Annotated in this window: 22 protein-coding genes; 9 read left to right on the top strand and 13 right to left on the bottom strand. The window is 69.8% G+C overall.

Features of this window, described 5'->3' with window-relative positions; translation table 11 throughout:
• Positions 1 to 124: 124 nt before the first annotated feature.
• Positions 125 to 970 carry a hypothetical protein gene (locus FCI23_RS47345; protein WP_136730212.1) on the bottom strand — a complete coding sequence of 282 codons (846 nt, stop codon included), beginning with the start codon at positions 968 to 970 and terminating at the stop codon, positions 125 to 127.
• A gap of 276 nt (positions 971 to 1,246) precedes the next feature.
• Here FCI23_RS47345 and FCI23_RS47340 point away from each other — a divergent pair, with 276 nt between their 5' ends.
• The 5 genes from FCI23_RS47340 (at position 1,247) to FCI23_RS47320 (ending at position 6,658) form a co-directional block, all read left to right on the top strand.
• Positions 1,247 to 3,787: a nitrate- and nitrite sensing domain-containing protein gene (locus FCI23_RS47340; RefSeq protein WP_136730211.1), complete on the top strand. Its 2,541-nt coding sequence runs from the start codon at positions 1,247 to 1,249 to the stop codon at positions 3,785 to 3,787.
• A complete protein-coding gene (locus tag FCI23_RS47335; protein ID WP_136730210.1) occupies positions 3,787 to 4,287 on the top strand; it encodes a roadblock/LC7 domain-containing protein in 501 nt (166 codons plus the stop codon). The genes FCI23_RS47340 and FCI23_RS47335 overlap by 1 nt, the downstream gene beginning before the upstream one ends.
• Positions 4,287 to 4,733 carry a DUF742 domain-containing protein gene (locus FCI23_RS47330; RefSeq protein ID WP_136730209.1) on the top strand — a complete coding sequence of 149 codons (447 nt, stop codon included), beginning with the start codon at positions 4,287 to 4,289 and terminating at the stop codon, positions 4,731 to 4,733. Before FCI23_RS47335 ends, FCI23_RS47330 begins: the two co-directional genes overlap by 1 nt.
• Before the next feature lie 31 nt (positions 4,734 to 4,764).
• A complete protein-coding gene (locus tag FCI23_RS47325) occupies positions 4,765 to 5,325 on the top strand; it encodes a GTP-binding protein (protein WP_136730208.1) in 561 nt (186 codons plus the stop codon).
• A 97-nt stretch (positions 5,326 to 5,422) separates the two neighbouring features.
• On the top strand, positions 5,423 to 6,658 hold the full coding sequence (locus FCI23_RS47320) for a styrene monooxygenase/indole monooxygenase family protein (protein ID WP_136730207.1): 1,236 nt from the start codon (positions 5,423 to 5,425) through the stop codon (positions 6,656 to 6,658).
• Positions 6,659 to 6,914: 256 nt separating this feature from the next.
• Here the strand turns inward: FCI23_RS47320 and FCI23_RS47315 are convergent, their stop codons facing one another.
• The 4 genes from FCI23_RS47315 to FCI23_RS47300 form a co-directional block, all read right to left on the bottom strand.
• Positions 6,915 to 8,063, bottom strand: a complete 1,149-nt coding sequence (locus tag FCI23_RS47315) for a C40 family peptidase (protein WP_246144731.1) — start codon at positions 8,061 to 8,063, stop codon at positions 6,915 to 6,917.
• Positions 8,064 to 8,267: 204 nt separating this feature from the next.
• Positions 8,268 to 8,534 carry a hypothetical protein gene (locus tag FCI23_RS47310; protein ID WP_136730206.1) on the bottom strand — a complete coding sequence of 89 codons (267 nt, stop codon included), beginning with the start codon at positions 8,532 to 8,534 and terminating at the stop codon, positions 8,268 to 8,270.
• A gap of 40 nt (positions 8,535 to 8,574) precedes the next feature.
• Positions 8,575 to 9,303, bottom strand: coding sequence for a TetR/AcrR family transcriptional regulator (locus tag FCI23_RS47305; RefSeq protein ID WP_136730205.1), 729 nt, complete (start codon positions 9,301 to 9,303; stop codon positions 8,575 to 8,577).
• Positions 9,304 to 9,352: 49 nt separating this feature from the next.
• A complete protein-coding gene (locus FCI23_RS47300) occupies positions 9,353 to 10,246 on the bottom strand; it encodes an AurF N-oxygenase family protein (protein WP_246144730.1) in 894 nt (297 codons plus the stop codon).
• 103 nt (positions 10,247 to 10,349) lie between these two features.
• Here FCI23_RS47300 and FCI23_RS47295 point away from each other — a divergent pair, with 103 nt between their 5' ends.
• Positions 10,350 to 11,420: a ferritin-like domain-containing protein gene (locus FCI23_RS47295; protein WP_136730204.1), complete on the top strand. Its 1,071-nt coding sequence runs from the start codon at positions 10,350 to 10,352 to the stop codon at positions 11,418 to 11,420.
• Between the two features lie 121 nt (positions 11,421 to 11,541).
• Here FCI23_RS47295 and FCI23_RS62755 read toward each other — a convergent pair whose 3' ends face one another.
• Positions 11,542 to 11,670, bottom strand: a complete 129-nt coding sequence (locus tag FCI23_RS62755; RefSeq protein ID WP_265737831.1) for an LPFR motif small protein — start codon at positions 11,668 to 11,670, stop codon at positions 11,542 to 11,544.
• A 145-nt stretch (positions 11,671 to 11,815) separates the two neighbouring features.
• Here FCI23_RS62755 and FCI23_RS47290 point away from each other — a divergent pair, with 145 nt between their 5' ends.
• On the top strand, positions 11,816 to 12,382 hold the full coding sequence (locus FCI23_RS47290; protein ID WP_136730203.1) for a type 1 glutamine amidotransferase domain-containing protein: 567 nt from the start codon (positions 11,816 to 11,818) through the stop codon (positions 12,380 to 12,382).
• Between the two features lie 251 nt (positions 12,383 to 12,633).
• Here the strand turns inward: FCI23_RS47290 and FCI23_RS57500 are convergent, their stop codons facing one another.
• Positions 12,634 to 12,804, bottom strand: coding sequence for a hypothetical protein (locus FCI23_RS57500; RefSeq protein WP_169317305.1), 171 nt, complete (start codon positions 12,802 to 12,804; stop codon positions 12,634 to 12,636).
• 425 nt (positions 12,805 to 13,229) lie between these two features.
• Positions 13,230 to 13,817 (bottom strand): pyridoxamine 5'-phosphate oxidase family protein, encoded by a 588-nt coding sequence (locus FCI23_RS47285; RefSeq protein WP_136730202.1) that lies wholly within the window; start codon positions 13,815 to 13,817, stop codon positions 13,230 to 13,232.
• Between the two features lie 90 nt (positions 13,818 to 13,907).
• Between FCI23_RS47285 and FCI23_RS47280 the strand changes: the two genes are divergently transcribed.
• Positions 13,908 to 14,444 carry a GNAT family N-acetyltransferase gene (locus FCI23_RS47280; RefSeq protein WP_169317304.1) on the top strand — a complete coding sequence of 179 codons (537 nt, stop codon included), beginning with the start codon at positions 13,908 to 13,910 and terminating at the stop codon, positions 14,442 to 14,444.
• A 39-nt stretch (positions 14,445 to 14,483) separates the two neighbouring features.
• On the opposite strand, the gene FCI23_RS47275 is transcribed toward FCI23_RS47280, so the two are convergent.
• Positions 14,484 to 15,170, bottom strand: a complete 687-nt coding sequence (locus tag FCI23_RS47275; RefSeq protein WP_246144729.1) for a pentapeptide repeat-containing protein — start codon at positions 15,168 to 15,170, stop codon at positions 14,484 to 14,486.
• 247 nt (positions 15,171 to 15,417) lie between these two features.
• Entirely contained in the window at positions 15,418 to 17,949 is a 2,532-nt protein-coding gene (locus FCI23_RS47270; protein ID WP_407646136.1) for an ATP-dependent Clp protease ATP-binding subunit, read from the bottom strand.
• A 242-nt stretch (positions 17,950 to 18,191) separates the two neighbouring features.
• On the opposite strand from FCI23_RS47270, the gene FCI23_RS47265 reads away from it, so the two are divergent.
• The gene (locus FCI23_RS47265) at positions 18,192 to 19,385 is read left to right on the top strand and encodes a peptidoglycan DD-metalloendopeptidase family protein (protein WP_136730200.1); all 1,194 of its coding nucleotides are present in this window, start codon (positions 18,192 to 18,194) and stop codon (positions 19,383 to 19,385) included.
• A gap of 79 nt (positions 19,386 to 19,464) precedes the next feature.
• Here the strand turns inward: FCI23_RS47265 and FCI23_RS47260 are convergent, their stop codons facing one another.
• The 3 genes from FCI23_RS47260 to FCI23_RS47250 form a co-directional block, all read right to left on the bottom strand.
• On the bottom strand, positions 19,465 to 19,905 hold the full coding sequence (locus tag FCI23_RS47260) for an ATP-binding protein (protein ID WP_136730199.1): 441 nt from the start codon (positions 19,903 to 19,905) through the stop codon (positions 19,465 to 19,467).
• A 28-nt stretch (positions 19,906 to 19,933) separates the two neighbouring features.
• Complete coding sequence (locus tag FCI23_RS47255) at positions 19,934 to 21,094, bottom strand: VIT1/CCC1 transporter family protein (protein ID WP_136730198.1); 1,161 nt, start codon at positions 21,092 to 21,094, stop codon at positions 19,934 to 19,936.
• A gap of 102 nt (positions 21,095 to 21,196) precedes the next feature.
• The gene (locus FCI23_RS47250; protein WP_211265788.1) at positions 21,197 to 21,727 is read right to left on the bottom strand and encodes a TetR/AcrR family transcriptional regulator; all 531 of its coding nucleotides are present in this window, start codon (positions 21,725 to 21,727) and stop codon (positions 21,197 to 21,199) included.
• Positions 21,728 to 21,901 lie beyond the last annotated feature (174 nt).

The raw sequence follows: 21,901 nt of genomic DNA, 5'->3' as shown, positions 1-21,901 counted from the left end.
CAGGGGGGACCCCCATCGCGTCGCCTCCTCCCCCAGCTACCGCTGGGAGGTGCCCCCACCTCCGCCTTGCGATCACAGGCGCCAGACCCCGCTCCTTCTCCCACGGAGATCGGCCGGACAGGCCCTAAAGCTCGGCGAGTACCGCGGTGGCGTCGTCGTGGGTCTTCCAGCGGGGGTAACGGGTGCCGTCGGGGTCGGCGGACTCGGCCGCGCGGACGCGACGAATCAGCTCGGCGGCCCCCTGCTTGCGCAGCAGCGCGAAGGTGCTGGGCCAGTCGTCGTCGGCGAAGCCGTCGACGAGCCGGGCGGCGCCGTCGGTGAGCGCGGCCAGCGCGAGCACGGCGGCCCGGGGGGTCGCGCCGGTCACCGCCCGCGCGGCGACCGAGGGGTCGGCGGCGGCGGTGAAGAAACCGCCGTCGGCGTTGCGGAGCGCCTCGACCGCACGGCCGTACTCGGCGGCGGCGGAGACGCGCTGGGCGGAGCCGCGGGGCAGCGCGCGGAGTTCGGCCCGCATGGAAGGCAGCGGTTCGGGCAGGTGCCCGAGACGGTCGTCGAGGACGGGGGTGATGGCGCCGTCGGGGGCGGCGAGGAGGAGGACGGAATCGGAAAGCACGAGATGGTCGACGGTGTCCGCATTCCACCGGACCAGCACCACGGTGGCCTGTGGAGTCCGGGGGTGAGAAAGGTCACATGTCTCGCTATGCGAATTGACCACCCGGTCAATCGCTGTCGCGAGACACTCCCCGAGTGTCATGTCCGGTCGCGAAACGGACAGTTCGATCAGGGCGCCGCCCAACCCGGCGACGTACCAGGGCACCGAGTGCACGCACCCCGTGGCATCGGCCGGCGGGGTCACACCGTCCAGCAGCACCAGGCATCCGCCGTGCCCGGCGGCGGGCAGTGCAACGGATACGAAGTCCTCGTTGGGGCGTTCGGGGGTGCCGGGCTCAGTGGCCGTTTCGATGCGCATGGTGCCAGTTTGCCGGAAGGGGAAACCGGACCCGGGTGTTCGAATCACGGCTGGGCGGTGGGGGCGCATCTTGTCAGGAGTAGCGGCACGGCGCCAAACCAGTGCCTTGTACTGACGGGTAAAGATTCGTTCGAGGGAGTTGATCGCCAACTCACACCTAGGATTCACTCGTTTAAGTGCCGAGGCGGGGGGACGCACGGTTCCGCTTCTGGCAGCAGCCGATGTGTCGTCATCTCGGAAACGAGGAATCAGCGCGAGACGGGATTGCGAGCACCGGTGCCAACACGAGGGAATCCGCGCGAAGGGCGCGTTCGGCAGCGGCTGCTGGCCGCGCTGGTTGTCTGCGCCGTCATCGTCGTGGCCGCATCCGCTCCCGGCGTCGCCGCCTCCGCGGCGAACCTCTCCGAGTCCCAGCGGCTGGTCGGTTTCGGCCAGTTGGAGATCCAGGCCGTCTCCCTCGCCCACTCGCTGGCCGACGAGCGCGACTCCATGGCGGCCTATGTCGCCGGCGGCCGCACCACCGCCTCCGGCGCCGGGGTCTCGGAGACCGATCGGACCCGGGTGGACCAACAGGTGCAGCAAGTCACCGAGCAGGCAGCCCAGGCCGACACCACCGGCGCCCCCGCGCTCGCCGCCGCCGCCAAGAACGTACGGAGCCTGCTGGCCGGACTCCCGAAGATCCGTCAGAAGGTGCTCTCCGGACCCGGCTCCGTGGAGACCGCCGTGGACGCCTACAACGCGGTCGTTGACAGCCTGGACGGCGTCGGCGCCGCCGTCGCCCGCGCCCTGCCGGCCCGTGCCGCCAACGCGGACAGCTCGGCGCTTCCGGCCCTCAGCCGCGCGGTCGAACAGGCCTCCGTGCAGCGCGCGCTGCTGGTCTCCGCGCTCACCGGAAGTGGTAGCCAGGTCAAGCCGGTCTCCGCCGCACAGCTGTCCGCCGCCCGCGAGGGCGCCGCGCTCGCCGACTTCCGCGAGGTCGCGTCAGCAACCGCCCGCCAGCAGTACGACCAGACCGTCACCGGCACCGATGTCCACCAGGCCGAGGGCTTCCTCCAGCGGCTCACCGACCAGGCCCGTATCTCCGGCGCCGACCGGGCGCTGAAGACCACCACCGTGCAGGGCGAGCTCTCCGCGCGGATCGACCTGATGCGCGGCGTCGAGTCCTCGCTGGTCTCCGCCGACGCCGCCCGGCTCGCCTCGGTACGCGACAGCGACGTCACCGCCCTCGAACTGCGCATCGCCCTCGCCGGGCTCTGCCTGCTGCTCACCGTCGGTGTCCTCGCCCGCAGTGCCCGCTCCGTCAACCGCCCGCTGCTCGAACTGCGCCGTTGGGCCCGTGGCCACAGCGAGCACGCCGCGGCCACCGGCAACGACGAATTCGCCGCCATCGCCCGCGCCGTCAACACGCTCACCGAGGAGACCGCCGCGGTGCGGGCGCGGGCCGCCGAACAAGGCTCCGAGTACTCCCAGCGGATGAGTGCTCTGAACGCCCTCACCACCGAACGCGACAGCCTGCTCGGCCGGATCGGCTCGCTCCAGGGCAATGTGCACAGCATCTACATCAACCTCTCGCTGCGCACCCTCGGCCTGGTGGAGCGGCAACTCACCCTCCTCGAAGGCCTTGAGGACGTCGTCGACGACCCCGAAGAGCTCGACGTGCTCTTCAAGCTCGACCACCTCGCCACCCGCATGCGCCGCAACAGCGAGAACCTCCTGGTCCTCGCCGACGCCGAGCACCACCAGGGGGCGCAGCCCAAGCCGATGCCGCTCGTCGATGTCGCCCGCGCCGCGATGTCGGAGATCGAGCAGTACGAACGGGTACGGATCCAGTTCCTGCCGGCCGGCCGGATCGTCGGCCGCGCCGCGGACGACACCAGCCACCTCCTCGCCGAACTCCTGGAGAACGCCACCGCCTTCTCCCCGCCCGAGTCGCACGTCCAGATCTCCGGCTGGCTCCTCGAAAGCGGCGAGGTCATGATCTCCGTCGAGGACCAGGGCATCGGCGTCCCGGCCGACCGCCTGGACGAGCTCAACGACCTGCTCTCGCGCACCGAGCCGGCCGCCCCCGGCAGCGACACCACCGGCATGGGCATCTACGTCATCGCCCGCCTCGCCGCCCGCCACGGGCTCCGCGTCCAGCTCCGGGACCACAAGTCCGGCGGCACCGCCGCCGTCGTGGTCGTCCCCCGTACGCTCATCACCGCCGCCGAGGACGCGGACGGCCCCAGCACCCCCGTCGAGGCCGCCGTCGCGGGCGAGTTCGCCCGGACCCGCCGTGCGACGGCCTCCGGTACGCTGCCGCCGCTGCCCCGGCATCGGACGGGGAGCCACGCCGGGCCCGCGGACCCGGAGCCGCTGCCCCACCGCGGCGGCCCCGCCGAGCCCGAACACCACGCCCGCCCCCAGCCGCAGGACCCCGGCGCCGAGCCCGCCAGGCCGAAGCACGCCGCTGAGCCCGCTCCGCCCGGGCCCGCCGCGGCAGGCCGCACGGCCAAGGGACTGCCGCAGCGCGTACCGCGCAGCACCGGCCTGTCCGGCGAACCCCAGGGAGCCGGGCACACCCGGTCGGCCAAGCCGGTCGACGCGGAAGCGCTGCGCCGCAGGCTCGGCGGTTTCCAGCGGGGGCTGCAGGACGGCCGCAGGGAGGCCGAGGCCGAGGCCGGGACGGAACGCGGCACACCGCACGGGGTCCGACACGGGACAGAGGAGATCCGGCCCGACGAGCCGTCGGCCGCACAGGAACCCGCGGTGCGCACCGCACCGTTCACTCCGGGGGGATCAAGCGAAGCTGAAGGCGTCAAGGAGGCACGCGGGTGATGGCGGCGAGTACAGAAACGGGCGAGAACGGCGCGGGCAGACTCAGCCACGAGGCACGCAATCTGGAATGGCTGCTGACCAACTTCGTCGAGGAGGTGCCGGGCGTCCACTCGGTGGCCGTGGTCTCGTCGGACGGGCTGCTGCTCATCACCTCCGACGCGGTCGCGGGCGCCCGCACGGACGAGGGCAACGGCAGGAGCCCTTCGGGGTCCACCGCAGACCTGGCGACTGTCGTCTCCGGCATCGCGGCCCTGACCGACGGCGCCTCGCGCCTGATGGACGGCGGCAAGGTGCGGCAGACCGCCGTCGCGATGGAGAACGGCAGTGTGTTCGTCATGTCGATCAGCGACGGCTCCCTGCTCGGGGTGCACGCCACGGCCGACTGCGACATGAGCGTCGTCGCGTACCATATGGCGCTGTTTGTCGGCCGGGCCGGGCATGTCCTCACCCCCGACCTGCGTACGGAGCTACGCAAGGTGATCGAGGAGGGCGGCCTCTGATGCACCGTTACCCGGACCTGTCGCCCTCAGGCGCCGCACGGGGCCTCGCAGCACTCCCGACGCGTGGCAGGGACCGCCGCGCCGCCCGGGTGCGCCCCTACGCGATCACTGGCGGCCGGACCCGGGCGACGGGCCACGTACTGCAAGTGGAGACATTCATCGCTACCGTCGCCATCGACGCGTCCGGGGAACGCCTGGAACTGACATCGGGCTCCTGGGCCGAGCGCGTCATGCCGGAAATGAGGGCCATCGTCGAACTCTGCCGCCGGATGCGCTCGGTGGCCGAGATCGCGGCCCTGCTGCGTATGCCGCTGGGCGTCGTACGCGTCCTGCTCAGCGATCTGGCCGACCAGGGAAGGATTCGCGTGTACGGAACCGGGCACGGGCCCGGCGGGCCGGACCGCGCACTGCTCGAGAGGGTGCTCAGTGGACTTCGCAGGCTCTGAGAAAGTCGACGACGGCCTGCAGGATTGGCAGATGGACCGCAGCCGCGCCCCGGCCTCCTCCAAGATCGTGGTCGCCGGCAGCTTCGGCGTGGGCAAGACGACCTTCGTCGGCTCCGTCTCCGAGATCACCCCGCTCAGCACCGAGGCGGTGATGACCCGGGCCAGCGAGGGCGTCGACGACCTCGTCGCGACCCCGGAGAAGGCCACGACCACGGTCGCCATGGACTTCGGCCGGATCACCCTCGACCAGGAGATGGTGCTCTTTCTGTTCGGCACGCCCGGACAGCAGCGTTTCTGGTTCATGTGGGATGACATCGTGCGCGGCGCGATCGGCGCGGTCGTGCTGGCCGACACCCGCCGTCTGGAGGAGTCCTTCCCGGCCCTGGACTACTTCGACGGCGCCGAACTGCCCTACATCGTGGCCGTGAACCACTTCGAGGGCACGCCCGAGTACACCGAGGACGATGTGCGCGAGGCGCTCGCGCTGCCCTGGCACATCCAGGTGGTGATCTGTGACGCGCGCAAGCGGCACTCGGTCCTCGAAGTGCTGCTCGCCCTGGTCAAACAGGCCCTGGCCGCCCAGCCGGAATGATCGTTGAGCCCCGTCCCGCCTCACCTGCTGCACCCCGCCAGTTGCTTCTGACTGATGCCCTGTCACCCGCTTTGTTGTTGCGAAAGAGCGTGCCGCGATGCGCAAGATCCTGATAGTCGGAGCCGGCCAGGCCGGTCTCCAGCTTGCTCTGGGCCTCCAGGACCGGGGCTATGAAGTCACCCTTATGACCAACCGCACCTCCGACGAGATACGCGCCGGCCGTGTGATGTCCACCCAGTGCATGTTCCACACCGCGCTGCGACACGAGCGTGACCTCGGCATCAACTTCTGGGAGGACCAGGCCCCCCGGATCGAGGGCCTCGGACTCTCCCTCGCCGCGCCCGACGGCACCCGCCCCATCGACTGGGTGGGCCGCCTCGACGCCTACGCCCAGTCCGTCGACCAGCGCGTCAAGATGGCCGGCTGGATGGAGACCTTCGCCGAGTGCGGCGGCCGCATCGTCATCCACGGCGCCGCCGTCTCCGACCTCGACTACTTCTCCCGCGCCTACGACCTCGTCCTCGTCGCCGCAGGCAAGGGCGAACTGGTCTCGATGTTCAGCCGCGACGCCTCCCGCTCCCCTTATGACACGCCGCAGCGCGCCCTGGCCGTCGCATATGTGCACGGTCTCGCCCCGCGCCCGGAGCACCCCGACTTCCACGCAGTGCGCTTCAACATCGTCCCCGGTGCGGGCGAGCTCTTCGTCATGCCGACCCTCACCACCTCGGGCCCCGCCGACATCCTCTTCTGGGAGAGCATCCCCGGCGGCCCCCTCGACGTCTTCGCCGGCGTCAAGGACCCCGCCGAGCACCTGCGCGTCACCCTCGACCTCATGCGGCGCCACCTCCCCTGGGAGTACGACCGCGCCGGCAAGGTCGAGCTCACCGACGCCGGCGGCACCCTCTCCGGCCGCTACGCCCCCGTCGTGCGCAACCCCATCGGCGAGCTGCCCTCCGGCGGCGTTGTCCTCGGCGTCGCCGATGTCGTCGTAGCCAACGACCCCATCACCGGGCAGGGCTCCAACAACGCCTCCAAGTGCGCCGCCTCCTACCTCGCCAGCATCGTCGAGCACGGCGACCAGCCATTCGACCGGGCCTGGATGCAGTCCGCCTTCGACCGCTACTGGGACAGTGCGCAGCACGTCACCAAGTGGACCAACGCGCTTCTCGGTCCTCCGCCGGAGCATGTCCTCAACCTCATTGGCGCGGCCGGGCAGCTTTCGTCGGTCGCGCGGCGCTTCGTCAACGGGTTTGACGACCCCGCGGATTTCGAGGAGTACTTCTTCGAGCCGGACAAGACCGCGGCGTACCTGGCCGCGGCCGCCCAGGGCTGAGCCGGCCCCGCTCCCGGGTCGCCTGCGGCGCGCCGTCCCCTCCCCGCCCCTTCCCGGCAGCGTCCGATTTGCGGCTGGCGCCGCGTGGGGGGCTCCGCCCCCGGACCCGCCCCCTACGCCCTGACGGGCGGGGGAGGGACCCCCGGTCCTCAGACGCCGGACGGGCTGGGTTGTTGCGGGCGGGCCTGGGGCATTCACCTCGTTGTGGGCAGGCGTGCCGCAGGGCCGGGCGAAGCGAGATGGGGGCGCGTCCGGGTCAGCCGATGGGGGTTGGGGCGGTCGCCCCGGTCGCCGCGCTCGTCCCGGAAGGCGCGGCCAGGGGTTGGTAGCCGTCCAAGGAGGCCTCAGCGGGGTCGGGGCGGACGGCGCCGAGGATCGGGTTGGCGGCGATGGGGGAGATCTTGACGACCGCGCCCGGCCGGGGGGCCTGGATGACGAGGCCGTCGCCGATGTAGATGGCGACATGGGTGGCGCCGGCGAAGTAGACCACCAGGTCGCCGGGGCGCATCGCGTTCAGCGGGATGTGCGTGAGCTGCTTCCACTGCTCCTCGCTGGTGCGCGGAATCGCCAGGCCCGCGCTCGCCCAGGCCTGGGAGGTGAGCCCGGAGCAGTCGTACGAATCCGGGCCCTCGGCGCCCCAGACGTACGGCTTGCCGAGCTGGCGGTAGGCGTAGCCGATCGCGTGGTTGCCGGCGGTGGAGGGCGCCCGGCCGCTGGCGCCGAGCTGTTTGGAGTCGATGAAGTCGCGCTGGGCCTGCTCTATGCCCTGCTGCTCCAGCCGCTGGAGCTCGGAGAGCTGAGTGCCGGTCAGACCGGCCACGATCTTCTCGACGTTGGCGAGCTGTGTCTCGATCTCGTCCTTCGCCTGGTGCTGCTTCTGCTCCAGCTGCTGTGCCGAGTCCAGCGAGTGCTGGGACTCCTTGCTCAGCGCGGAGATCCGCACCTCGCCGTTCTTCAGCTCCGCGACGATCTCCGCCTGGCTGCCCGCGGCGCGGCGCAGGAAGTGGCTCTGGTTGAAGAGGTCCTGCGGGGTGTCGCTGAGCAGCAGATTGGCGTACGGCGATACGGCGCCGTTCTTGTACTGCTGCTGGGCGAGCTGCGCGGCCCGGTCCCTGGCGTCGGCGAGCGCGATGCGCTCGTCGGCGAGCTGCTGGCTCAGCAACTTGGCCTGGGAACGGTGCTGCGTGAGCTGCTCCTTGGCCTGGTCGTAGGTCTCGGTCGCCACCTCGGCCTGCTGGTAGAGATCCTGAAGGCGGCTCAGGAGCTGCGGCAGCGGCACGGCGGGGTCGGGGGGAGCGGCTGTGGCCTGCTGGACCGGCAGGCCGAGGGCGGCGGTGGCGAGCAGTGTCCCGCAGGCGAGGGCGCGCAGCGCCCACGTCCGGGTCCGGCGTGCCCGAGCCATCATGCTGCCTCCGAGTTTCCACATTCCGGCATTCGGCAATGCCGTTGTCCGTAAAACGTAAACCGTAATCCGGCATTCCGAATTCTGTATTCCGCTTACCGGGTGATCCGGTGCCACGCGAGTCGATACTGGCATGATCGGGTGAATCGCGACAGTGGGAGAGGCAAATGGGGGACCCGGACGGGCCGGCTGTTACCCGATCAGCCGTCAGTTCCGCTTGGTCCACGGCCACTTCGGCCCCCGGTCCGGCCGGTTCCCCTCCGGGTCGTAGACGAATATCCACCGGGTGCGCCGCTGGGCGCGCGTACCGGGGCTCGGCTCGCGGTGGTAGACGTGTACCGTCGGCGGCCCGCCGGTGTCGTCGGGCACCGGCACTTCGTACACCTTGGGCGGCTGGCCGGTGATGCCGGTCAGCACCCCCATCACCCGCCCGTCGAGCGGCCCGCCGACGAATTCCGTGTCCTCGTGTCTCACCGCCCCAGCATCCCACCCCGCCGCGGTCCCGACGGCCCGCTCAGTCCGGCGGCACCAGGTGGGCCACGTGCCCGGCGAGAGACACCGTCCGGTTCGCGAGCCGTCCCGCCGGGCTGTCCGGTGTCTCCTGGGCGAGCGCCTTGGCGGCGACGGCCGCGGTCTCCGGGTCGCTGGACGCGGTGACCAGCAGCAGCCCGGTGAAGTGGTCGGCCAGCCAGCCGCTCAGCTCACGGGCGGGAGGCCGCTTGCCCTCGTCCAGCCAGGTGAGCGACACCGCCTCCACGGAGGCGATCCAGGAGCGCACCATCATCGCCAGCCGGGGGCCCGGCTGCGGTCCACCCAGATGGAGCAGCACCTGCTCGGTACCGGCCCGCCGCACCTCGTCCACGAGCGCGTTCGTACGGCTGGTGTCGACGACGCTGCCGCCACGCATCAGCGCGGAGTACGCGGCGTCGTGCTCGTCGACGTAGGCGAAGTAGCGGTCCAGGACATTCGACATCCGCTGCGACGGCGCGCCCTCGGCCGGTTCGGTGAAGCACTGTGTCAGCTCGTCCACCGAATTGCGCATCGCGGCCTCGTAGAGCTGCTGCTTGCCGCCGGGGAAGTAGCGGTACACCAGTGGGCGGGACACCCCGGCCGCCGCCGCGACATCGTCGATCGAGACGTCCTCGGGGCGGCGGTGCCCGAAGAGGTCGATCGCGGCGCCGAGTAGCTGTGTCCGGCGCTGCTCGACACTCAGTCGTGTGTATGTTCGGGTGGTGCCGCTCATGGCGGCAGCGTACCCGCGTAGACCGCCCCCGATCAGTCCCGGCCGCCGGTCACCCCAGCAGGCCCGAGCTCTGCCACAGCCGGCGCGCCGGGCCGCGGAGCATCCCGAGCTCCTCCAGGAAGTCCATCAGCTTGGCCGCCGACTGCCGCAGCACATCCCGCCGGTGCGGGCTGGTACGCGCCAGCCCGGCCGCGTACGCCGGGTCGAGCCCGACGGAGGCGTACACCTGGGGACTGATCAGCGAGCGGGAGATGACCCGCGCCGCCTCGGCCGACGAAGCCCTGGTCAGCGCGGTCTGCCAGCGCGGTGCGGTTGTCATCTGGCGGGCCAGCTCCTCGCGGGCGAACCGTATGTGCCGCGATTCCTCGACCACATGGATGCGGGTGACGTCACGCGTCAACGGCTGGATCCGCTCGTCCGGGAAGGTGAGCCGCTGCATCCAGTCGAGGATTTCCTCTGCCAGCAGCGTGCCGGTGAAAGACCCGGGCGTGGTGGAAACCGCCTTCAGGATGCGGCCAAGATTGTGGTCCGGGCGTGTCGGCCGGTAGACGGGAGTGCCGAGCCGGGTCACCAGGCGGGCGAACATCTTCGAATGGCGGCACTCTTCGGCGATTTCGGTGAGCGCGTATCTGACGTGCGCGCTGGTCGGGTCGAGGTCGTAGGCATGTCGCAGCAGCAGCTGCATCAGGATGATCTCGAACCAGATGCCGATGGAGGCGAGGGACGCGGACTCGTGCCTGCTCAGCTCGATGCGCTGTTCCTCGGACATGTGCTTCCACAGCTGCGTGCCGTACAGCGAGCACAGCTCCGGCGGCCAGAAGTACTTGCCCTCCTCGAAGGGTGCTTCCCAGTCCAGCTCGGTCTCGGGATCGTGGGAGTGCTTCGCGGAGGCTTCGAGCAGCCTTGTCGCGGCCTGCTCGCGCTCACGTGTGGTGAAGGTCAACGTCGCCTCCGGTTGTATGGGGGTTACCGGCAGTCCGACTGTTATGAGACTCTGCGTCAGCAAGCCCGTCAATCCCCCTTACGCCCCCTAAGGAGACGACATCATGTGGGAGATCGAAGCCAGCGGATCGGCCCGCTTCTCCTGGGAGTACGACGACGGGCGTGACCGCCTGCTTGCCCTCTACCAGAAGGGCAAGGACAAGCAGTGGGACGCTGTCACCCGCATCGACTGGGACCTTGAGGTCGATCCCTACGACCCTCTCGGCGTCCCCGACCAGAACCTCACCCTCTACGACACCCCGTACTGGGGCCGCATGTCCGAGCAGGACCGGCGCGAGCTCCGCAAGCGGTACGCCTCCTGGCAGTTCAGCCAGTTCCTGCACGGCGAGCAGGGCGCCATGATCTGCGCCGCCCGCATCGTGGAGTCCGTCCCCGACCTCGACGCCAAGTTCTACTCCGCCACCCAGACCATGGACGAGGCCCGGCACGCCGAGATCTACGCACGCTTCCTCCGCGACAAGATCGGCATGACCTACCCGATCAATGACTCCCTCCAGGCTCTGCTGGGCGACACCCTCAGGGACTCCCGCTGGGACATGCCCTACCTCGGCATGCAGGTACTCATCGAAGGCCTCGCCCTCGCCGCTTTCGGCATGCTCCGGGACACCACTGACAAGCCGCTGCCCAAGCAGATCCTCACCTACGTCATGCAGGACGAGGCCCGGCACGTCGCCTTCGGCCGGATGGCGCTCCGCGACTACTACAAGCAGCTGTCGGACGCCGAGCTGCGCGAGCGCGAGGACTTCGTCATCGAGGGCTGCTACCTCATGCGCGACCGCCTGCGCGGGTCCGAGGTCCTGGAGGACTTCGGCATTGCGCGCGCCGAGGCGGAGCAGCTGAGCGAGCGCTCGGAGTATCTGGGGCTCTTCCGCAAGCTGCTGTTCAGCCGCATCGTGCCCTGCGTCAAGGACATCGGGCTGTGGGGCGAGCGGCTCCAGCGCGCCTACCTGGACATGGGCGTCTTCGACATGGGCGACTCCAACCTCGACCTCCTAATGGCCCAGGACGAGGAAATCGCCGAAAAACTCGACGCCCAGCGCTTCGCCGCCGAAGAGACCGCACGCGAGGCGGAGGTCGCCGACGCGATCGCCCAGGGAGCGGCGGACGACGCCTGACCGCGCCAAGTTGAACGCATTCACCCCGTGGCGGAGGGTGTGCCGCAGCACTTCCGTAACCGGCGGCTACCGGGTGCTTGCGCTCGGGGGCTGGGTGGTCGCCGTCCCTGCGACCCGGCTGTCAGTGCGCTCGCCGTCCGGACGAGGATGCGCCGCCGAAGAGCCGGGCGAGTGCGCGGAACGGAAGAGCGACGACGTCAGCAAGCGTGCTGCCGATCGAACGCAGTACGTCGGCGATCGCGCGGAACATCTCGTTCTCCTCTGCTGGATATATCTGAATAGCGCCTTGCCGTTCTAGATGGGAACAAACGTCCCACGCAATGCGGCAGGCCATGCCTGGTTTGATCAGGTGAGACCCGGTAAGGCGTCCCCATAGCATTCACCGCGAAAGGAGGATGGTTGACGTGATCACGACTCTGCAAGGTAAGACCATCGCGTTCCTCGCCGCCCCGGAGGGTGTCGAGCAGGTGGAGCTCACCGAACCCTGGCATGCGGTGTCAGAGGCCGGCGGAACACCGAAACTGATCTCCACGGAGCCCGGCCGCATCCAGGCCTTCAATCATCTGGACAAGGCCGACACCTTCGAGGTCGACGAGACGGTCAGTGAGGCATCGGCCGACCAGTTCGACGGGCTCGTACTGCCGGGAGGTGTGGCCAACCCGGACCTCCTGCGCCTGGACCAGAAAGCCGTCTCGTTCGTGAAGTCGTTCTTCGACCGAGGACGGCCGGTCGCCGCGATCTGCCACGCCCCCTGGACCCTGATCGAGGCGGACGTCGTACGCGGTCGCACCCTCACCTCCTGGCCCAGCCTCCGCACCGACCTCCGCAACGCCGGCGCCACCTGGGTCGACGAAGAGGTCAAGATCTGCACCTCCGGTCCGAACGTGCTCGTCACCAGCCGGAAGCCCTCCGACCTCAAGGCGTTCGACGACGAGGCAGTGACCGCCTTCGCCAACGCCTGACGCTGCGGAGTGCAGAAACGTTTCAGCAGAGGGTGGGTTGGCCTGCGGGACGCACGCAGGCGGGCTTTGTCATGGCCGAATGACGGGGGCCTCACCACTTGAACCGATTCAAAGTGGTCATAAGGCCCCCGTCATTCCCGGGATCACGGGGTAGCCGTAGTATCCGCCGCGAAAACAACGAATAGTGCGTCACGAACGCGGATCGGAGCTTGCGATTTAGGTAGGTGGAGCGGCCCGCACGCCCTTCCCGGCTACTCGGTGCGCAACGCGCTTTGGGTACGGGTCCCCGCGGCCCAGCCGGCCGGGAACGCGGCACCCGCGAGGGCGATGGCAAGCCCGCCGAGTGCGAGCGCGACGAGCTCGGGCAGGTGGTAGACCGCGATGTCGACGGATGGGATGCCTGTGCCGACGGCGTTGCCCATGAGCGGCATGATGGTCCGGCTTTTACGTGCTCGCTCATATCCTGCTCCGGCTACGTTCATTGGCCTCGCGGACCTTGGCGCTCAGCGACTGGGGCGTAGCGTGCAGCGGGCACTGGCACGGCGGGTACGCCAGACCGCTGCCCGGCGCGTCCTCCCGGTCGTCCGGGGTGGGGGGCTCAGGGCTCATGTGATCGCTGACCTGTCGAGCCGTCCATGACGCGACGGGTCAGTTCGACATTGAAGGGCGCCGCTACTTGGTCAGCGATACGCCGGAGGTCTGCGGCTGCGGTATCGACCGGGTCGGGGTGGGGGGATTTCGCGTCCATGGGTCGAGTACAGCCGAGAATTGGCCGCCAGGGCCACTCTGAACAGGCGGCATAGCTTTACAACACGCCTGGACAATCGGCCTGGACAATCGGGCAGGGTCAGGACGTGCGGGGCGGGAGCGGCAGCGGCAGGCCGGGGAGGCCGTCGAGGCTGATGGCGACGTGGGGTTTGGCGGTGCAGTAGTCGTTGAAGGAGTCGTGGGTCTCGCGGGCGAAGCGTTGGGTGTGGAGGGGGCGGTCGTCGACGTAGTCGAGCAGGGGGACGGCGAAGCCGCAGGAGTCGCTGAGGCGGTCGGCGGTGATGAGGATGATGGCGCGGAGGTCGGTCCGTTTGCGGAAGTCCTCGCCGAAGTGGGGGAGGAGCTCGTCCCAGCGGGGGTCGTCGCGGAAGACGGGCTCGCCGTGGCCGTACAGGCGGACGATGTTGGGCGGTCCGGTGAAGGCGCACCACATCAGGGTGATGCGGCCGTTCTCGCGTAGGTGGGCGATGGTCTCGGCGCCGCTGCCGCCGAGGTCGAGGTAGGCGACGGTGAGGTCGTCGAGGATGGCGAAGGAGCCGTCGAGACCCTTGGGGGAGACGTTGACCTTGCCGTCGCCGGCCAGGGGTGCGGTGGCGGTGAAGAAGACCTTCTGCCCTTCGATGAAGGTGCGCAGGCGGCCGTCGATCCGTTCGTAACTCTTACCCATGCAGAGATTATCCGCTGGGACGAACATATTCTGCGGGAAGTTTCGTGGGCATGCCCCATATGTTCGGACATGCCGTGCCAGGATGGAAGGATGAGTAATGATCGCCGGGTCGCGTTCGAACATGTGGTGACCGAACGCCTCGAACTGCACGCCGTGTCGATGGCCGACCTGGCGCCGCTGTTCACGATCAACAACGATCCGGCGACCTGGGTGCACGCGCCGGAGGGGCGGCATACGACGGCCGACCGGACCCGGGTGTGGATCGAGCGGGCGGCGGCGCGCTGGCGCACGGACGGGTTGAGCTACTGGTCGGTGCGGCTGCGGGCGGACGGGTCGACGATAGGCGTCGGCGGGGTGCAGCGGCACGCCGACGGGAACTGGAATCTGTACTACCGGTTGGCGCCGGCACAGTGGGGCTGTGGCTACGCGACGGAGCTGTCGCGCGCCGCCGTTGACGCGGCGGTGGCGATGGACCCGGAAGCGCCGGTGGTGGCCTGGATCCTTGACCAGAACGTGCCGTCGCGGAAGGTCGCGGAGCGGCTCGGATTCAAGAACTACGGCGAGCGGCTGGACGCGAACGACGGCGTGTGGAGGCTGGCCTACGCGGACCGGCCGCTCCCGGCGTGAGGGATTCAGCCTGCCCGCTCTGCCTGACGCCCCGGTTTCTTACGTCACCGTGATCCCCAGCGTGCTCGCCAGGGCGGGCGCCAGCTCCAGCAGTTGATCGGTTCCGATGATGGCGCCGCGCAACGAGTCGTAGCCGTCGGCCAGGTCCAGTTTCACTGCGCCGCGCAGGTCCATGTTCTTCAGGGTGGCCTGGCCCAGGCGCAGCCGTTCCAGCGATGAGCCCGGGAACGAGACGTCGGTGAGCTTGGCGCCGCCGAAGTCGACATCGCGCAGCACGCAGTCCTCGAAGGTGACCTCGCGCAATGAGGCGGTGCGGAGGTTGACGGAGTCGAATTTGCAGCGGCGGAAGACGACTCGGCGCAGCCCGGAGCCGAAGGCCTCCACGCCGGCGAGGGCGCAGGAATCCGCCCAGGAGTCGAGCCAGTTGGTCTCTGTCAGCCGGGCGCCGACGAAGCGGGTGCCTTGGAGCCATACGTCGTTGAAGCGGGCCCGGCGCAGGTTGACGGCGGTGAAGGAGCTGTCGGTGACGGCGCATTCGAGGAAGTGTGCGCCTGCGGCGTTGTCGTCCTCGAAGGGTGCGTGGTCGAAGTGGACGGTGTCGTAGCGCTCCTCGGGGGAGAGGGCGCTGCCGACGTCGTGGGGCGTGAGGAGGTGGGCGTAGGGGAGGGCGGCGAGGTCCTCCGGGACGGGGGGGATCTTCGGGGTCTTTGGCGGCTTGGGCGTCACGGTCGCCAGGGTAAGGGGCGCCTACGGCGGCTTTTCCCCTGACCCTCCACCAGCTACCTCCCCCAGCTACCTCCCCAGCCTTCGGCCGGGAGGTGCCCCCAGGAGGTGCCCCCGCCTTCCCGAAACTGGGGCTCCGCCCCAGACCCGCCCCCTACGCCCTGCGGGCGTGGGGGGACCCCCAGTCCTCAAGCGCCGGACGGGCTGGGGGGTGGCCGGGCGGGCTGGGGGCGGGCGCGGTCGGTGTTGGTCACTCCGTTGGTCGGTGTTTCTTCTCCTCCGGCTCCTCGGTGCGGTGCACGTAGCAGTGGAGCTGCCCGTTCTCGGTGTCGACGTACACCGTGTCGCCGGGCTCGGCGGCGCCGGACAGGAGGAGGGAGGCTACGCGGTTGTCGAGCTCGGTCTGGATGGTGCGGCGCAGCGGGCGGGCGCCGAACCGGGGCTGGAAGCCGGCGCCGGCGAGCCAGTGCTTGGCCTCGTCGGTGAGTTCCAGCTCAAGGCCCTGGGCGCGCAGTCGGCGGCGGCTGCGCTCCAGCATGAGGTCGACGATGAGGGAGAGGTTGTCGCGGGTGAGGGGGTGGAAGACGATGATCTCGTCGATCCGGTTGAGGAACTCCGGGCGGAAGGTGTCCTGGATGTCCGGCTGGATGGCGTCGCGGATTTCGGCGACCGACTGGTCGGACATGCTCTGGATGCGCTGGGCGCCGACGTTGCTTGTCATGATGACGACGGTGTTGCGGAAGTCCACCGTGTGCCCCTGCGCGTCGGTCAGGCGGCCGTCGCCGAGTATCTGGAGGAGCAGGTTGAAGACGTCGGGGTGGGCCTGTTCGACTTCGTCGAAGAGCAGGACGCTGTAGGGCTTGCGGCGCACTGCCTCTGTCAGCTGGCCGGACTCCTCGTGGCCGACGTATCCGGGCTGGGCGCCGACCAGGCGGCTGACGGTGTGCCGTTCCCGGTACTCGTTCATGTCGAAGCGGATCAGCCGCTTCTCGTCGCCGAAGAGGATCTCGGCGAGGGCCTTGGCCAGCTCGGTCTTGCCGACGCCGGTGGGGCCGAGGAAGAGGAAGGAGCCGACCGGGCGTTCCGGGTCGCCGAGGCCGGAGCGGTTGCGGCGTACCGCTTCCGCGACGGCGGTGACTGCTTGGTCCTGGCCGACGACCCGCTCGTGCAGGGCCTCTTCGAGCTTGAGGAGGCGCTCCTTCTCGGTGGCGGTGAGCTTGTCGACGGGGATGCCGGTACGGGCCGAAACGATGGTCGCGATGTCGGAGGCGGTGACGGCGGCGACGCCCTCGCGGCGTTCGCCGAGCCGGGCCAGTTCCTCCTCGGCGTTGTGGGTCTCGGCCTTGAGCTGGTCGGCGCGGGCGTAGTCCTCGGCGGCGACGGCTTCGTCCTTCTCGCGGCGCAGCTTGGTCAGCCGGTCGTCGACGGCGATGACCTCGGTGCTGCGGTTCAGGGAGCGCAGCCGCACCCGCGCGCCGGCCTGGTCCATGAGGTCGATCGCCTTGTCGGGCAGGAAGCGGTCGCTGATGTACCGGTCGGAGAGCTGGGCGGCGGCGACGAGGGCGTCGTCGTGGAAGCGGACCTGGTGGTGGGCCTCGTACGCGTCACGGAGGCCTTCGAGGATCTGGATGGTCTCCTCGACGGTGGGTTCGCGCACCAGCACCGGCTGGAAGCGGCGTTCCAGGGCGGAGTCCTTCTCTATGTACCGGCGGTACTCATCGATGGTCGTCGCTCCTACGAGGTGGAGATCGCCGTGGGCGAGCGCCGACTTGAGGATGTTCCCGGCGTCCATGGCGCCCTCGTCGCCGGAGCCCGCCCCTGCGCCCGCGCCGACCCCGGCTCCGGCGCCGACAACCGTGTGCACTTCGTCGACGAAGACGATCAGGCTGTCCTCTGCGGCCTTGACCTCCTCCAGCACCGTCTTGATGCGTTTCTCCAAATCGCCCCGGTGGCGGGATCCGGCGACCATCCCCACCAGGTCCAGGGCCATCACCCGATTGCCGGCCAGCGACTCCGGTATGTCGCCGGCGATGATGCGCTGGGCGAGGCCCTCCACGATCGCGGTCTTGCCGACGCCGGGCTCACCGATCAGCATCGGGTTGTTCTTGGTGCGCCGGGACAGGACCTCCACCGTCTGCTCGATCTCGTCCGCCCGCCCGACCACAACGTCCAGTTTTCCGGCCCGTGCTTCCTCGGTCAGGTCGCGGCCGTACTCGTCCAGCGTCGGCGTATTGCTCTCCTTACGCTCCGGCGCCTGGTTCTTGCGAAGCTCCTGCGGTGCCCCGGCGTGCGCGGCAAGGGCATGTCCGGCGGCGCTGTCGGGGTCCTCCACCAGGGCGGCAAGGATGTGCTGCGGCCCGATGTACGAGGAGCCGGCCGCTTGGCTCGCGGCGTGCGCCGCCAGGAGCGCGCGCTTGGCGGCGGGGGTGAGACGGGGTTCGGAGGACGGTGGCAGGGCGCCGCCCGGGAGCGCTTCGGCCAGCTCGGCGGCCAGTTGGTCGGGGTCGGCACCGGCCTGGGCGAGCGCGGTTCGCGAGGGCTCCAGCTGGGTGGCGGCCCAGAGGAGGTGATCGGTGTCCAGGTCCGCGCTGCCGTCGTCGGCGGCGCGCTTGGCGGCCAGTGCGAGCAGCTCACGGGCTTTGTCGCTGAGCAGCCGGCCGATCGGTACTCGCTGTACGGCGGAGGGCGCGGAGCGGGCATTCAGACCGAGGAAGCGGTCGAACATGTCAGCGAAGGGGTCTTGGAACGGGGCGTTCAGTTGTCCGTGACCGGGCAGCATCATCCGTCATCTCCTTCGGCGTCGCGAGGGCGCGGGCCGGGCGGGAGCGCGTGAGCGCGCGTATTTCCAGCCTCGCACCGCTGTAGAAGGGCGGCTACCGGAGCGGGCCGGGTTCTGTGCACGAGCCGCACGGGCGCGGGGCGGAGGGGCGCAAGCTTCGTCATGCCCCTGACGCACCCTTGTGCCCTGAAGATCCATCTGGGGTACTTGGACGGTCGTCAGCCGGAGCGGAGAGGAACCAACCAGTGACTGTTCGAGGACGCCATCGCCGCCCCCAGCCGCCAAACCGGCTGTCCCAGATTTCCTTCGCGGTCACCGCCGCGAGCGGCCTGCCATTATTGAACGCCGTCACCGCTCACGCGGCGCCGGTCGACATCTGGACGAAGGTCGCCCACTGCGAGAGCAGCGGGAACTGGGCCATCAACACCGGTAACGGCTACTACGGGGGCCTGCAGTTCGCCCAGTCGACCTGGAAGGCCTACGGCGGCACCCGCTACGCCGCCCGGGCCGACCTGGCGGCGAAGGGCGAGCAGATCGCCGTCGCCGAGACGGTGCTCGCAGCCCAGGGCCCGAGGGCCTGGCCGACGTGCTCGGTGCGGGCGGGCCTGACCCGCACGACCGGGTCCGCCTCCGGGATCGGGACCAAGTCCGGGTACAAGGCCAAGCCGGCGGCCGCCAAGCACAGGCAGGCCGCAAAGACCGCACCGGTCGTCAAGGACAAGCCGGTCACCAAGCACAAGCCGGTCGTCAGGCACCATGCCGCGGTCAAGGGCGGTTTCTACAACGTCGTCCGTGGCGACACCCTCTCCGGCATCGCCCAGCAGGAAAGCGTCAAGGGCGGCTGGAAGCGCCTCTACGACGTCAACACCAAGGTCGTCGGCTCCGACCCCGACCTCATCCTCCCCGGCCAGAGGCTGGCCGTTCCCGGCCAGACGAAGAGGCCGGCCACCAAAGCCGCTCCGAAAGCCGCTCCGAAATCCACGAAGGCGGCCACGAAGCACGCCACCAAGGTCGCCGCGAAAACCGCCACCAAGGAGTACGTGGCTCCGGTCGTCCACTACTCCCTCAGTACCGGCTACGGCGTCGCGGGCTCCCTCTGGGCCAGCGGTTACCACACCGGCCAGGACTTCGCCGTTCCCACCGGTACCTCCGTCAGGGCCATCGCCGCGGGCACCGTCGTCACCGCCGGCTGGGGAGGGGCGTACGGCTACCAGGTCGTCGTCCGCCATTCCGACGGCATGTACTCCCAGTACGCCCACCTCTCCTCCCTCACCGTCCGCGTCGGCCAGAGCGTCACGGCCGGCCGTCAGCTCGGCCGCTCCGGCTCCACCGGCAACACCACCGGCCCGCACCTGCACTTCGAGGTCCGGACCGACCCTGAGTACGGTTCCGATGTCAATCCCGTCGCCTACCTCCGCGCCCATGGAGTGACGATCTGACTGACGCAGCCCGAACACCATCGGCGGCCACCGCGCTATGGCGGGGGCCGCCGATGTGTGGCGTCTGCGACGCCCCTTCCTACGGCGCCGGTGGCGATGTCGGAATCGGGAGCTCAGCGGTGATGGTGCGGCTGTCGTGGTCGCCGTCGACCCAGACGTCGGCCGCGAGGACGGCGACCATGCCGAGCCCCCGGCCATGAGTGGCCTCCTCGTCGGGGCACTCCACTCGCGGGGCGGTGGTGGTACCTCCGCAGTCGGTCACGGAGATGGTGATCACGTGGTCGGAGCGGGCGAGGGAGACCTCGAAGGTGCCCGGGCCACGGCCGCTGTCGGTATGGACGACGGCGTTGGCGCCCAGCTCGCTCACGATGAGCGCGGCATCGTCGGCGCGTGCGCAGCCATCGAGGATGTCGAGGGTCCAGCGGCGGGCTCGGCCCACCTCTTCCGGACGCCCCGAGAAAGTCAGCGCCCAGACCCGTACGGTGTACGTAGGGTCACGCGCGTTATTTATGTCACGCATGGAAAATCCCGTCCAGTGCTCGGCCTGCTCAGACACCGCCGATGCCGATCGCCAGCCCGATGAAGTAGACAACCAGGGCGGCACCTCCGCCGATGAGGAGTTGGCGGGCACCGGAGCGCAGCAGCGCCCTGCCGTTGAGCATTCCGAGAGCGGAACCGACGGTGAACAGGGCGATGCCGGCCAGGGCGATCGCGGTGATCAGCACGGCGGTGCCGGATCCGAAGAAGTAGGGAAGGACGACCACGACGGCGCCCAGGGCGAAGGAGATGAGGCTGGACACGGCCGCCGACCAGGGCGAGCCGAGTTCCTCGGGGTCGAGCCCCAGTTCCTCGCGGGCCATGGTGTCCAGGGCGGTGTCGTGGTTCTTCATGATGGTGGTGGCGATGCGCTCGGCCTCGTCGGCGTTCAGGCCCTTGGCCCGGTAGATCAGCGCGAGCTCTTCGGCCTCTGCCTCGGGATCGTCGCGGAGTTCCTCGGCTTCGATGGAGATCTCGCGTTCGTAGGCCTCCCGTTGGCTGCGCATGGAGATGTACTCGCCGACCGCCATCGAGAACGCGCCGGAGAGCAGCCCGGCGAGCCCGGCGAACAAAATGGTCCGCCCGGCGGCCCCGGACCCGGCGAATCCCATGACCAGGGAGGTGTTGGAGACGAGGCCGTCGTTGACGCCGAACACGGCGGCGCGCAGAGTGCCGGACCGGTTGCCGCGGTGCCAGCGCTCGCGCCGGACGATTCCCCGGGCGTCCTCGCTGGCGCCGGGCCGGCTCTCGTCGCGCAGCCGGGTGAGGACGCGGGCGTGCGAACGCTCGTCGGCGGCCATCCCCGGCGTGGCGTCGGGGTCGCTGTCGTACAGGCCGGCGTCGGCATGCTCGGCGCGCTCCACGAACGGCAGCACCGCTTCGGCGGAGAACCGGCGGGCCAGCCAGGACAGCAGCCGGGTACGCAGTCCGGGCCTGCCGGGCTCGGGGACGGGCTCGCCGAGGGTGGTGAGCTTTTCTCCCCAGTGCGCGGCATGCCGTTCCTCCACGGCGGCCAGTTCCAGGAAGACCTGCTTCCGCTCGCCGGAGGTACCCGCGGCGAGCCCCCGGTAGAGGGCCGCGCTCTGCCGTTCCGCATCGAGTACTGCACGGAAGCGTGCGATCGTACGCCGCCGGTCCCTGCCGGGGGCGTGGTCATCGGTTTCTGCGCTCATGGCGTGCACCTCCTGTCGGTCTGGTTCGGGAAACTAAACGTACAGTTCAGGAAGAATAACTGGTTTGTCCGATTGTCCATTCCGTGCATGCGGTGGTTTTCGTCAGCGGGAGAGTCCGCACATCGCGGCGTCCACGACCGCGTCCGCCGCCTCGTCGGTCAGCGGTCCGTGCCCGGCCACCAGGCGGTACATCGCCGGGCCGAACATCATGTCCAGGCCCACATCGGGGTCCACCTCGGCCAGCAGTTCCCCGCGGGCGACCCCCCGATCCCAGATCGCCCGCACCAGTTCCCGGCGGGAGGCGACCAGGCGGTCGCGCAGCTCGGCGAAGACCTCCGGGTCGAACTGCGCCTCCGCCACCAGCTGGGCGAAGATCCGCCCGCTCGCACTGCTGTAGAACCGCATGATGCCGCGCAGGGCCTGCCGGAAGTCCTCGCGCGCCGAACCGGTGTCGGGGTCGGGTTCCCGGGACGCGGCGAACATCCCCGCGAGGAACGCGTCGACCGCCACCGCGTACTTGCTCGGCCACCACTTGTAGATGGTCGCTTTGCTCACCCCGCTGCGCTCAGAGATCCGGTCCGTCGTCATCGCCCGCAGACCCAGCTCGGGCAGCAGTTCCGAGGCGGCCAGCATGACCGCCTGGCGTGCCCTTTCGCTGCGCGGGCGTCCGGAACGTCTCCGCACTGGGTTGGTTAGGCTCATATGGCCATATTAAATGAACCGTCCGTTTAGGATTCTGCGGCAGCGGGGCGGCGGGGGTGCTGGGGCGGCAGTGACGGCAGGGGCGGCAGAGGGGTGGGGGGGGGG

This window comes from Actinacidiphila oryziradicis, from assembly GCF_005047355.1.
Classification (GTDB): Bacteria; Actinomycetota; Actinomycetes; order Streptomycetales; family Streptomycetaceae; genus Actinacidiphila; species Actinacidiphila oryziradicis.
Note: the sequence above shows the minus strand (reverse complement) of the source record. Positions and strands in the feature narration are given on the sequence as shown.